The sequence below is a fragment of the Pseudomonas sp. Marseille-QA0332 genome (genome assembly GCF_054950175.1).
In genome coordinates this window covers 3,698,306-3,710,260 of the sequence record NZ_CM143106.1, presented here as the reverse complement: position 1 = coordinate 3,710,260, position 11,955 = coordinate 3,698,306, and the positions used below count along the sequence as shown (strand labels likewise).

12 protein-coding genes are annotated in these 11,955 nt (G+C 64.8%); 6 read left to right on the top strand and 6 right to left on the bottom strand.

Annotated features, from left to right (window positions below; genetic code table 11):
* Nucleotides 1-34: 34 nt before the first annotated feature.
* The gene (locus tag ACY8GK_RS17135; RefSeq protein ID WP_196174976.1) at nucleotides 35-502 is read left to right on the top strand and encodes a glycine zipper domain-containing protein; all 468 of its coding nucleotides are present in this window, start codon (nucleotides 35-37) and stop codon (nucleotides 500-502) included.
* A gap of 90 nt (nucleotides 503-592) precedes the next feature.
* Here ACY8GK_RS17135 and ACY8GK_RS17130 read toward each other — a convergent pair whose 3' ends face one another.
* From ACY8GK_RS17130 to hslO, 3 genes are all read right to left on the bottom strand, one after another.
* The gene (locus tag ACY8GK_RS17130; RefSeq protein ID WP_196174977.1) at nucleotides 593-1,045 is read right to left on the bottom strand and encodes an acyl-CoA thioesterase; all 453 of its coding nucleotides are present in this window, start codon (nucleotides 1,043-1,045) and stop codon (nucleotides 593-595) included.
* A 154-nt stretch (nucleotides 1,046-1,199) separates the two neighbouring features.
* Complete coding sequence (locus ACY8GK_RS17125) at nucleotides 1,200-2,741, bottom strand: phosphoenolpyruvate carboxykinase (protein WP_196174978.1); 1,542 nt, start codon at nucleotides 2,739-2,741, stop codon at nucleotides 1,200-1,202.
* 180 nt (nucleotides 2,742-2,921) lie between these two features.
* On the bottom strand, nucleotides 2,922-3,824 hold the full coding sequence (gene hslO, locus ACY8GK_RS17120) for an Hsp33 family molecular chaperone HslO (protein ID WP_196174979.1): 903 nt from the start codon (nucleotides 3,822-3,824) through the stop codon (nucleotides 2,922-2,924).
* A 105-nt stretch (nucleotides 3,825-3,929) separates the two neighbouring features.
* On the opposite strand from hslO, the gene ACY8GK_RS17115 reads away from it, so the two are divergent.
* Complete coding sequence (locus ACY8GK_RS17115; RefSeq protein ID WP_196174980.1) at nucleotides 3,930-4,733, top strand: phosphatase PAP2 family protein; 804 nt, start codon at nucleotides 3,930-3,932, stop codon at nucleotides 4,731-4,733.
* A gap of 30 nt (nucleotides 4,734-4,763) precedes the next feature.
* Here the strand turns inward: ACY8GK_RS17115 and ACY8GK_RS17110 are convergent, their stop codons facing one another.
* Nucleotides 4,764-5,165: an RNA-binding S4 domain-containing protein gene (locus ACY8GK_RS17110; RefSeq protein WP_196174982.1), complete on the bottom strand. Its 402-nt coding sequence runs from the start codon at nucleotides 5,163-5,165 to the stop codon at nucleotides 4,764-4,766.
* A 110-nt stretch (nucleotides 5,166-5,275) separates the two neighbouring features.
* Between ACY8GK_RS17110 and rimB the strand changes: the two genes are divergently transcribed.
* Together rimB and rimK are read left to right on the top strand one after the other, a co-directional pair.
* Nucleotides 5,276-5,758 (top strand): retropepsin-like aspartic endopeptidase RimB, encoded by a 483-nt coding sequence (gene rimB, locus ACY8GK_RS17105; protein WP_462401688.1) that lies wholly within the window; start codon nucleotides 5,276-5,278, stop codon nucleotides 5,756-5,758.
* The gene (gene rimK / locus ACY8GK_RS17100; protein WP_196174985.1) at nucleotides 5,755-6,660 is read left to right on the top strand and encodes a 30S ribosomal protein S6--L-glutamate ligase; all 906 of its coding nucleotides are present in this window, start codon (nucleotides 5,755-5,757) and stop codon (nucleotides 6,658-6,660) included. The genes rimB and rimK overlap by 4 nt, the downstream gene beginning before the upstream one ends.
* Nucleotides 6,661-6,707: 47 nt before the next feature.
* Here the strand turns inward: rimK and ACY8GK_RS17095 are convergent, their stop codons facing one another.
* Nucleotides 6,708-8,021, bottom strand: coding sequence for an ATP-binding protein (locus ACY8GK_RS17095; RefSeq protein WP_196174987.1), 1,314 nt, complete (start codon nucleotides 8,019-8,021; stop codon nucleotides 6,708-6,710).
* Nucleotides 8,022-8,144: 123 nt separating this feature from the next.
* Nucleotides 8,145-8,885: an osmolarity response regulator transcription factor OmpR gene (ompR, locus tag ACY8GK_RS17090; RefSeq protein ID WP_196174998.1), complete on the bottom strand. Its 741-nt coding sequence runs from the start codon at nucleotides 8,883-8,885 to the stop codon at nucleotides 8,145-8,147.
* Between the two features lie 292 nt (nucleotides 8,886-9,177).
* Between ompR and ACY8GK_RS17085 the strand changes: the two genes are divergently transcribed.
* Entirely contained in the window at nucleotides 9,178-11,496 is a 2,319-nt protein-coding gene (locus ACY8GK_RS17085) for a Tex family protein (protein ID WP_462401687.1), read from the top strand.
* Entirely contained in the window at nucleotides 11,496-11,879 is a 384-nt protein-coding gene (locus ACY8GK_RS17080; protein WP_462401686.1) for a PaaI family thioesterase, read from the top strand. Before ACY8GK_RS17085 ends, ACY8GK_RS17080 begins: the two co-directional genes overlap by 1 nt.
* The last annotated feature ends 76 nt before the right edge of the window (nucleotides 11,880-11,955 follow it).

Sequence of the window (11,955 nt, the reverse complement as noted above, 5' to 3'; positions counted from 1 at the left end):
ACATTCGCCTCGTCATTATTCTGAGGCTCTCTCGATGAAGAAGTACTCCTCGATCGTCCTGTTGTCCTTCAGCCTGCTCAGCGGCGTCGCCATGGCCGGTGGCACCACCGAGGCCGGTATTGGTGGCGCACTGGGTGGAGTGCTGGGCTCGGTCGTCGGCCAGTCCATCGGTGGCAGCACGGGTTCGGCGATTGGCGCCGGCCTTGGCGGTGCCGCTGGCAGTGCCGTAGGTGCCGACAAGCGCCAGCGTGGCGAAGCGGCCATTGGTGGCGCGCTGGGCGCCGCTGGCGGCAACGTGGTCGGCCGTAGCCTGGGTGGCAGCACGGGCAGCCTGATCGGCGCGGCAGCCGGCGGTGGCGCCGGTGGCGCACTGGGCAACTACATGGGCAACAAGGCCGACCAGGATGATCGTCGTGATCGTCGTGGCTACGACAACCGCCGCCATGATCGTGGCCATCACTACGGGCATCGCAAGCACAAGCGGCATTGGAAGCATCGCTGAAGCCGCTGAGCCAACGCCCATGGTGCAGCGCCCATCGAGGCACGCCCGCGCCTGGCCAGCGTCACGCCGAGCCGAGGCCAGCCGGTTCGGTCAGCGTTCAGCCAGCCGGCGGTTGCCCAGGGTCAGCGCACCCAAGGCCGCTTCCAGCTGAGGAGGAAGCGGCATCGGCGCGCCGCCGTGGCGCTCCACGAAGACCTGTACCACCCTGCCGGCCGCGCAGGGCTGCTGTTCGCCCAGCCGGAACAGCATCAGTTGATATTCCACCGTGCTGCCGGCGGCGCGCATGACCCCCAACCCGACTTCCAGCTGGTCGGGAAAGCTCGGCAGCGCCAGGAAGTCTGCCGCCGAGCTGATCACATAGGCCGCCAGCTCCCCCTCGCGCAAGTCCAGGCCAACCTGCTGGAGCAGGAATGCCTGGATCGCCGTTTCGAAATACCCATGGATCGTGGCGCCAGTGATGAGACCATTGACGTCATTGTCCTGGTAGCGACTGAAGACGGGGTGGAAATGCCGGAAGTCCGAGCGCTTGGGAGATTCGATCATGGGCACCTGCTGGCGTGGCGACGTGAACGCCAACCTTAGCAGGCCATGGCTTGCGACACACCCCGCTTGTCCCTGGCGGCCACCGTGGCGGTGGCCAGGCGCCCGAAAGAAAAAGCCGCCCCGGGGGGCGGCTCTTCGATGCAGGGCAGGCAGCTTACAGCTGTGGGCCTGCGGCCTTGATGGCCTCGGAGACGTCGAACTTCTTGAAGTTCTCGATGAACAGCTTGGCCAGGCCCTTGGCGGCCTCGTCGTAGGCAGCCGAGTCAGCCCAGGTGTTGCGCGGGTTGAGCAGCACGGTCTCGACGCCCGGCACGGCCTTGGGCACGTCCAGGTTGATGATGTCCAGGTGCTCGGTCTCGGCACCGACCAGGGCACCGCTCTGGATGGCAGCGATCACCGCTCGGGTGGTCGGGATGTTGAAGCGCTTGCCGACGCCATAGCCGCCGCCGGTCCAGCCGGTGTTGACCAGATAGACCTTGGAGCCGAAGGCATTGATGCGCTTGATCAGCAGCTCGGCGTACTCGCCGGCCGGACGCGGGAAGAACGGTGCGCCGAAGCAGGTGGAGAAGGTCGACTTGATGCCGCCGCCCGAACCCATTTCGGTGGAACCGACCAGCGCGGTGTAACCCGACAGGAAGTGATAGGCCGCCTGCTCGTTGTTCAGGATCGACACCGGTGGCAGTACGCCAGTCAGGTCGCAGGTCAGGAAGATGACCGCGTTCGGCTCGCCGCCCAGGTTGGCCTCGGAGCGCTTGGCAACGTGCTCCAGCGGATAGGCGGCGCGGCTGTTCTGGGTCAGGCTGACGTCGGCGTAGTCGGCCTTCTTGGCCTCGTCGATGATGACGTTTTCCAGCACCGCGCCGTGCTTGATGGCTTTCCAGATGACCGGCTCGTTCTTTTCCGACAGGTCGATGCACTTGGCGTAGCAGCCGCCTTCCATATTGAACACCACACCCTCGCCCCAGCCGTGCTCGTCGTCGCCGATCAGGTAGCGGCTTTCGTCAGCGGAGAGGGTGGTCTTGCCGGTGCCGGACAGGCCGAAGAACAGGGTCACGTCGCCGTCTTCACCGATGTTGGCGGCGCAGTGCATCGGCAGCACGTCGGCGGCCGGCAGCAGGAAGTTCTGCACCGAGAACATGGCCTTCTTCATTTCGCCGGCGTAGCGCATGCCGGCGATGAGGACCTTCTTCTGGGCGAAGTTGATGATGACGCAGCCGTCGGAGTTGGTGCCGTCACGCTCGGGCACGCATTCGAAGTTGGCGACGTTGAGGATCTGCCACTCGTCGCGGCCGGCCGGGTTGTACTGCGCCGGATTGATGAACAGGCAACGGCCGAACAGGTTCTGCCAGGCGGTCTGGGTGGTCATCTTGACCGGCAGGTAGTGCGCCTCGGCCGCCCCTACGTGAACGTAGGACACGAAGTGATCCTGGGCGTTGTTGAACGCCTCGACGCGGTCCCACAGGGCATCGAACTTGTCGGCCGGGAACTTGCGGTTGATCGGACCCCAGGCGATCGCCTCGGTGGTGCTGGGTTCGTCGACGATGAACCGGTCGGCTGGCGAACGACCGGTGCGGTGACCGGTTTTCACGACCAGCGCACCCGTATCGGCCAACTCCCCTTCACCGCGGGACAGCGCTTCTTGTACCAGCTCATCGACAGGCAGGTCGGTATACACGGTGTTGTTGGCTTGCGTCATGAGATAACCCCATCTGGCCTGCGGCCGAGTGCTCCAAACGTTTTGTAGTTGTCTTTTCCAAACTACTACAGCGAAAAAAGTGCCCGGATTATGCCAGAAACGCCCAAAAAAAGTAGGCCCCTCCTGTCAGAACAGCGGGTTAGCGCGGTTCTGCAGGAAAAATCCCTTTAATGAAACGATTCAGTGACGGGTTTCTGACGGAGCGTCGGTCCCGCCGCCGGCGAACAGCTGGGCAATATCGTTCGCATCGAACAGGTAGCGCTCGTTGCAGAACTGGCAATCGACTTCGATCTGCCCACCCATTTCCTCGACCAGGGCAAGCGCGTCCGCCTCGCCCAGGCTCACCAGCGCATTGCCGGAACGCTCACGCGAGCAGCTGCAGCGAAAGCGCAGGGGATGGTTGTCGAACAGACGCACCGCTTCGTCATGGTACAGGCGATGCAGCAGCGTTTGGTTGTCGAGCGTGAGCATTTCCTGGCTGGACAGCGTGCCGGCCAAGGTAGTGACGTGCTGCCAGCTGCCGGCGCGCTCTTCCTCGTCGCGCTCGCGATCGGCCGGCAACTGCTGCAGCAGCAAGCCACGCGCCTGTTGCCCATCGGCCTCCAGCCAGAAGCGTGTATTGACCTGCTGCGACTGAACGAAATAATTGGTGAAGCACTCCGACAGATCGGCGCCATGCAGGTCGACGATGCCCTGGTAGCGCTGTCCCTTGACCGGGTCGATGGTCAGCGCCAGGGCGCCGTCGGGCATCATCTGCTCCAGGGTCGCGTCATCCTCGATCGCCTCGGCCTGGTAACGGGCCATGCCGCGGATATCACGACCGCTCGAGCATTCGACCATCAGCAGCGGGACCGGACCATCGGAACGCGCCTGCAGGACCATCAGCCCGTCGAACTTGAGCGCACCGACCAGCAGCGAAGCGGCTGCCATCAGTTCGCCGAGCAGCAGGGCCACCGGCCGCGGATACGGATGGCGAGCCAGCACTTCGGCATAGCTGTGATCGAGTTGCACCCACTCGCCGCGAATGTCGCGGTCGTCGAAGATGAAACGTTGGGTGAAATCGGTTTCAGGCGAATCGTGCATGAGTTCCAGCTATCTTGGATGATGACAAAATGATTACAGCTCGATGGAAGAGCCCGTTACGGCATCCATGAAGCTTTTATTCCTACTCGTTTACAGAGGTATCTTATGAACAATCGGCCGCTGTTCCAAGCCAGGTGGGCTTGGGGGCCTCTGGCAGCCTGTACGTTGCTGCCCATCGCACTACTGTGTTTCTGGTTATGGCCGCTTGGCCAGGCTTTATGCATGGCATTCGACGAATGGTTGTTCCATGCCCTCAATGCGCCCCTGGCGGACAACACGGCCTGGCGCTACATCTGGACCGTCGGCAGCCTGCGCCCCTTCGACATCGTGGTCGGCCTGATCCTGCTGACCTTGCTGATCCGCGGCGACTGGGTGTTCAAGGCCTGCCAGGTCCGCGAGGCGTTCTTCGGATTTCTCGTCACGCTGATCCTGCTGGTGGTGATTCGCGCGCTGTTCTCGAAATGGACCGATGCCATGGGCTGGCAGCACGATAGCCCGTCGATGTACTTTTCCGATGCCATCCACCTGAGCGACTTCTATCCAAACCTCGAGGCGCGCTGGGAGCTCAAGGACCGCTCCAGCCAGAGCTTCCCGGGCGACCATGCCTCGGTGCTGCTGATCTGGGCGCTGTTCATGAGCCTGTTCAGCCGGCGCCTGGTCCAGTACCTGGTGGTCTGGGCCCTGGCGCTGCTGTTCATGCTGCCACGCCTGGTCGCCGGCGCGCACTGGGGTCAGGATGACTATATTGGCGGCCTGCTGATGGCAATCCTGGCGTTGGGCTGGAGTTGCCATACGCCGCTGGCCGCCAAATCCAGCGCGGCGCTGCTGCGCTGGACCTCGCCACTGTTCGCGCTGCTCGCGCGCCTGCCGGTGGTGGGCCGCCTGGCCCTGGTGCGGGCGGCCGGCTAGCGGCGCCACCTACTCGGACAGCGGGCAGCTTCACTCATGACTGCCCTGCAGCTGATGGATCTGCCGGCGCTGCTTCTTGGTCGGTCGGCCTTCGGTGGTGACACCCAGGGCACCGGCCTTGCGCAGTTCGGCAGCCTTCTGCCGACGCAGGATGCTGTCTGCGGTCTCTTCGTACAGCGTCTGGGCTTCGGGCGCGCCACGACGCACCACCGACAATGCCTTGACCACCACCGTGCGCTCGTCGAAGCCGGTACGCAGGACGAACTCGTCGCCGACTCTCGGTTCCTTGCCTGGCTTGCAACGCTCGCCTCGGCAGTGGACCTTGCCGCTTTCGATGGCCGCCTTGGCCAGGGCCCGCGTCTTGTAGAAACGCGCCGCCCACAGCCATTTGTCCAGGCGCACCTTGTCGTCATCTTCCGACTTTTGTGCCATCTCTTTTCCTCGAAATATTGTCTTTCATGGAACTGTACTACCGTAACTGGCGGATGCAAAAAATCCTCGGCCTGCTTACAGTTCACCTCTTGTCCCGCAGGGTATGCATCGTGAAGAAATTTGACCATTTGAGCGTGATCGGCTTGCGCGAGTGGGTCGCCCTGCCCGAACTCGGTCTGGCCGGCCTGCGCGCCAAGATCGACACCGGTGCCAGCACCTCCAGCCTGCATGCGACCGAAGTCGAGCCGTTCGAGCGAGACGGCCAGCCCTGGGTTCGCTTCACCGCGCATCTGGGCCCGGTCGTGCAATTGCGTCATCGACGCTGCGAAGCGCCCCTGGTGACCATGAAGACCATCAAGAGCTCCAACGGCCACGCCCAGACCCGCTACGTGATCCGCACGCCCCTGTCGCTCGGCGACCGGATCTGGGAAGTCGAATTCACCCTGGCCTGCCGCAAGGCCATGCGCTATCGCCTGCTGCTGGGTTCCAAGGCACTGGTGCATGGACAATTGGTCGTGAACCCAGGTCTGAAGTATGTCCAGGACAAACCGGCCTTCCCGGTTCCCATTTCCTCCGTAACAGGTGCCGCATGAAGATCGCCGTGCTGTCGCGCAACCCGCGTCTGTATTCCACCCGCCGCCTGGTCGAGGCAGGCACCCAGCGTGGCCATGAAATGGTGGTGATCGACACCCTGCGTGCCTACATGAACATCGCCAGCCACAAGCCGCAGATCCACTATCGAGGCAAGCCGCTGGAAGGCTTCGATGCAGTCATCCCGAGGATCGGTGCCTCGGTGACCTTCTATGGCTGCGCGGTGCTGCGCCAGTTCGAGATGATGGGCGTGTTCCCGCTCAACGAATCGGTAGCCATCGCCCGCTCGCGGGACAAGCTGCGCTCGTTGCAGCTGTTGTCGCGTCGCGGCATCGGCCTGCCGGTCACCGGCTTCGCCCACTCGCCCGACGACATTCCCGATCTGATCCAGATGGTCAATGGCGCGCCGCTGGTGATCAAGGTGCTCGAAGGCACCCAGGGCATCGGCGTGGTGCTGTGCGAAACCACCAAGGCCGCCGAGTCGGTGATCGAGGCCTTCATGGGGCTGAAGCAGAACATCATGGTGCAGGAGTACATCAAGGAAGCGGGTGGCGCCGACATCCGCTGCTTCGTGGTCGGCGACAAGGTCATCGCCTCCATGAAGCGCCAGGCCAAGCCCGGCGAGTTTCGCTCCAACCTGCATCGCGGTGGCGTGGCCAGCTTGATCAAGATCACGCCGGAAGAACGCATGACCGCCATCCGCGCGGCCAAGGTCATGGGCCTGAGCGTCGCCGGCGTGGACATCCTGCGCTCGAACCACGGGCCGTTGGTGATGGAGGTCAATTCTTCCCCGGGTCTGGAAGGCATCGAAGTGACCACCGGCAAGGATGTGGCTGGCATGATCATCGAGCACCTGGAGAAGAATGGCGCGCCGAACCAGACACGCACCAAGGGCAAGGGCTGAGCGGCCGGCGGCTCCAGAAGGGCGCCCTGTCGACGGGCGCCCGAGGTTCACACCGCGTCGCGTGGGAGCATCAAGCCGAGCGGCAGGCGTACGCGAGCCTCGATCCCCCCGCCCGAACGGTTGCGCAGCTCCACGTTGCCGCCGTGCTGGGCGGCGATGCGCTTGACGATCGCCAAGCCTAGCCCGGTGCCCTTGCCGCTGCGGGCCCGGTCGCCGCGAATGAACGGGTTGAAGATGGTTTCCAGCTCCGAAGGGTCGATCCCCGCGCCTCGATCGAGCACGCTCAGCACGACGTAGGGTGCGCTATGGTCGCCCGATACATAGGCAGCGACTTCCACGCCCTGCCCGGCATGATGCAGGGCGTTGCCGATCAGGTTGGTCAGCATCCGCTTGAGCGAGACCCTGCGCAGCGGGAACGGCGGAATAGGCTCCAGGCACAGGCGCACTCGCTCCTGCGCCTGGTTGTAGGGCGCCACCACCTCGCGGATCAGGCTGCCCAGGTCGACTTCCTCCACCGGCTCGTCGCGGCCATCGCGAATGAACGCCAGGAACTGGTCGAGAATCGCGTCCATGTCCTCGATGTCGCGCACCATGTCGTCGGTCAGCTCGCTGTCGTTGGCCAGCAAGGACAGGGACAGGCGCAGGCGGGTCAGGGGCGTCCTCAGATCATGCGAGACGCCAGCCAGCATGAGTTCCCGCTCGCGCCCGGCCTGCTCGACATCCTCGGCCATCTGATTGAAGGAGCGATAGACCTCGGTCATCTCGCTTGGCGTGTCGCTGATCGGCAGCCGCACGCTGCGCCCCTGGCCAAGCTGCCGGGCGGCGAACACCAGACGCTTGAGCGGCTGGTTGAGCTGGCGGACGAAGATCCATGCCGATGCGGTGGACAACAGGCCGATCGCCAGGAACCAGCCCAGCACGTTCCAGATCTTCTGCCCGCGCAACGGATGCGGATACAGAGGCACCTTGAGCCAGCCAGGCCCCAGGCTCGGTGCATTGACCCAGAGCGCCGGCGGCGCATGCACGCGCAGGCGTACCTCGGTGTCCTCGCCCAGCTCGGCCTGCATCTGGCGCTGGTAGATCTCGCTGTAGGGCCAGTGCTGCTCGCCCTGCGGCACCCCCGCCCCGGTGACCCGGATCAGCCCGGCGGCCTCGGCGATGCGCTCGCGGTTCTCCTCGTCGGCCGCCCAGTAGGCGCGCAGGGTCAGGGCCACGCCATGGCTGTACTGCCGGTCGACCAGCACGTCCTCGTTCATCAGCAGGTAGACCAGGGTCAGCGCCTTGGAAAACAGGACGACGATGAGCACCAGCCACAGCGTGCGGGCGAAGAAACTTTGTGGGAACCAAAGCGGGGTTTTCATCAGGCACCAATCAACAGGAACGCACGCAAGCGCACATGCTCGCGATGCCATCCGCCACAGACGAAAACAGGGCGACCCGTTCGGGTCGCCCTGTCGCGACATGCTCAGCCCATCGGCCGAGCATCATCTGCCGGCGCTTCCATCCGGCACGAATACATAACCGACGCCCCAGACCGTCTGGATGTAGCGTGGCTTGGAAGGGTCCGGCTCGATCATCCGGCGCAGGCGGGAAATCTGCACGTCGATGGAGCGCTCCAGCGCATCCCATTCACGCCCGCGGGCAAGGTTCATCAGCTTGTCGCGAGTCAGCGGCTCGCGCGCATGCATGACCAGCGCCTTGAGTACCGCGAACTCGCCGGTGGTGAGCATGTGCACCTCGTCGCCGCGCTTGAGTTCGCGCGTGGCCAGCGACAGCTCGTAGTCGCCGAAGGTCACCGTCTCGTCCTCGCTGCCTGGCGCGCCAGGCACGCTTGGAGCCTGCCGGCGCAGCACCGCCTTGACGCGCGCCACCAGCTCGTCCGGGTTGAACGGCTTGGCCAGGTAGTCGTCGGCCCCCAGCTCGAGGCCCTTGATCCGGCTGAGTTCGTCGCCCTTGGCGGTGAGCATGATGATCGGGATCTGGTTGTTCGCGGCACGCAGGCGTCGGCAGGCGGACAGCCCATCCTCGCCGGGGAGCATGAGGTCGAGCACCACCAGGTTGAAGACTTCACGGGCCAGCAGGCGATCCATCTGCTCGACGTTCGGCACCGTGCGGGTACGGAACCCCTTGCTGGTGAAGAACCGGTCCAGCAGGCTGCTCAGCCCCGGATCATCATCGACGATGAGAATCTTTTCGCCTTCAGCGACGTTTGCAGTGCTGCTCATGACTAACTCCTCTGATCTCGGCGCGCATTATGGCGTAGCCATTCGCGGCCGTGCCGTATGCATTGTTAGCAGATTTTTCCCCGCCTGGCACTGCCAGCGCGCCACGCGACGGGGCCTCGGCCTGCCTGGCCTGAGGCAGGCCGGCGGGCCTGATGGAGGCTGACGCGGACGTGCCGCCACGAGGCAGCTGGCCATCACCGCAACCCTGGCGCGATGCGTATAATGCGCGACTTTCAGCCAGCGCCGCCGGCCCGCGGCCTTTTGCATCGACACAATTGATCAGGTGGTTTCCATGCACAGCATCAACAGCCGTATCGCCGAGGAACTGGGCGTACGCCCGCAGCAGGTCGAGGCGGCCGTCACCTTGTTGGACGAAGGCTCGACGGTGCCCTTCATCGCGCGCTACCGCAAGGAAGTGACCGGCAGCCTGGACGATACCCAGTTGCGTCACCTGGAAGAGCGCCTGCGCTACCTGCGCGAACTCGACGAGCGCCGCGCCAGCATCCTTGCCAGCATCGAGGAGCAAGGCAAGCTGACCCCAGAGCTTGCCCGCGACATCCAGCTGGCCGATACCAAGACCCGCCTGGAAGACCTCTACCTGCCCTACAAGCAGAAGCGCCGCACCAAGGGCCAGATCGCCCTGGAGGCTGGCCTTGGCGAACTGGCCGACAGCCTGCTCGGCGACCCGCAGCTGGCGCCCGAGACCGAGGCGGCCCGCTTCGTCGATGCCGACAAGGGCATCGCCGACGTCAAGGCGGCGCTCGAGGGCGCCAAGTACATTCTCATGGAGCGTTTCGCCGAGGATGCCGGCCTGCTCGAGAAGCTGCGTGGCTTCCTCAAGCAGGAGGCCGTGCTCAGCGCCAGGGTGGTGGCCGGCAAGGAAGAGGAAGGCGCCAAGTTCCGTGACTACTTCGCCCACGACGAGCCACTGCGCGGCGTACCGTCCCATCGAGCCCTGGCGATCTTCCGCGGGCGCAACGAAGGGGTGCTTGGCGCTTCGCTGAAGGTCGGCGAGGAACTGCCGGGCACCTTGCATCCTTGCGAGCTGATGATCGGCGAGCATTTCGGCCTGGCCAACCAGGGCCGCGCGGCCGACAAATGGCTGGCCGAAGTGGTGCGCTGGACCTGGAAGGTCAAGCTCTACACTCATCTGGAAACCGACCTGTTCGGCGAGCTGCGCGACGCGGCCGAGGGCGAGGCGATCAACGTCTTCGCCCACAACCTGCATGACCTGCTGCTGGCCGCTCCGGCCGGGCCACGGACGACTCTGGGCCTGGACCCTGGGCTGCGGACCGGCTGCAAGGTCGCGGTGGTCGACCGCACCGGCAAGCTGCTCGATACCGCGACCGTGTATCCACACGTGCCGAAGAACGAATGGGACCGCACCATCGCCGTGCTGGCCGCGCTGTGCGCCAAGCATTCGGTCGAGCTGATCGCCATCGGCAACGGCACCGCCAGCCGGGAAACCGACAAGCTGGCCGCCGAACTGATCAGGAAGTATCCCGCGCTGAAGATGACCAAGGTCATGGTTTCCGAAGCCGGGGCCTCGGTGTATTCGGCCTCGGAGCTGGCGGCCCGCGAGTTCCCCGAGCTCGACGTGTCGCTGCGTGGCGCGGTGTCCATCGCGCGACGCCTGCAGGACCCGTTGGCCGAGCTGGTGAAGATCGATCCCAAGTCGATCGGCGTCGGCCAGTACCAGCACGATGTCTCGCAGGTCAAGCTCGCGCGCAGCCTCGATGCGGTGGTCGAAGACTGCGTCAACGCCGTCGGCGTGGACGTCAATACCGCCTCGGCGGCGTTGCTGGCGCGGATTTCCGGGCTCAACGCGACCCTGGCCCAGAACATCGTCGCGCACCGTGACGCCAATGGCCCGTTCGCCACCCGCGCGGCCCTGAAGAAGGTCAGCCGCCTGGGCGAGAAGACCTTCGAGCAGGCCGCCGGCTTCCTGCGCGTGATGAACGGCGACAACCCGCTGGATGCCTCGGCCGTTCACCCTGAAGCCTACCCGCTGGTGCAACGCATCGCTGTCGGAACCGACCGCGACATCCGCTCGCTGATCGGCGACAGCAGCTTCCTCAAGCGCCTGGACCCGAAGAAGTTCACCGACGAGACCTTCGGCCTCCCCACCGTCACCGACATCCTCCAGGAACTCGACAAGCCGGGCCGCGACCCACGTCCCGAGTTCAAGACCGCCGCCTTCCAGGATGGCGTCGAGGACCTCAAGGACCTGCAGCCGGGCATGATCCTCGAGGGCGTAGTGACCAACGTCACCAACTTCGGTGCCTTCGTCGACATCGGCGTGCACCAGGACGGCCTGGTGCATATCTCCGCCCTGTCGGAAAAATTCGTCAAGGACCCGCGCGAGGCGGTCAAGGCCGGGGACGTGGTCAAAGTCAAGGTCATGGAGGTGGATATCCCGCGCAAGCGTGTCGGTCTGTCGATGCGCATGAGCGATACCCCGGGCGAAAAGGTCGAAGGCAACCGTGGCGCGCGCCGCGACAGCGCCGCCGGCGCCCGCCAGCAGCAGCCGCGCCAGCGTGAAGCCGCGGCACCGGTCAACAGCGCCATGGCCTCGCTGTTCGCCAATGCCAAGCAGTTGAAGAAGAAATGATGGACGTCCCGGCCGAATTGGTTGAAAGCGCCTTCAGTCGCCTGCTGGGCTGCCGCCTGCAAAAGCTCGACAGCGGCTTGGCCGAGGTCGCCCTGGCGTTGGCCCCGCAGTTGCGCAATCGTGGCGGCAACCTGCATGGCGGCGTGCTGTTCAGCCTGGTGGACATCACCATGGGCCTGGCCTGCTCGGCCAGCCACGGCTTCGACCAGCGCAGCGCCACGCTCGAATGCAAGATCAATTACCTGCGCGCCGTCAGCGACGGCGAGGTCTGCTGCGTCGCCCGCGTGCTGCATGCCGGCAGGCGCACGCTGGTGGTCGAAGCCGACGTGTGCCAGGGCGACAAGCTGGTCGCCAAGGCGCAAGGAACGTTTGCCGTCCTCTAGCTGCCAAATCCTCGTTGCGGTACTTTCGGCAGTGCGCAGCACTGCCGAAGTTCGCATAGACCAGGCGACAACGCCA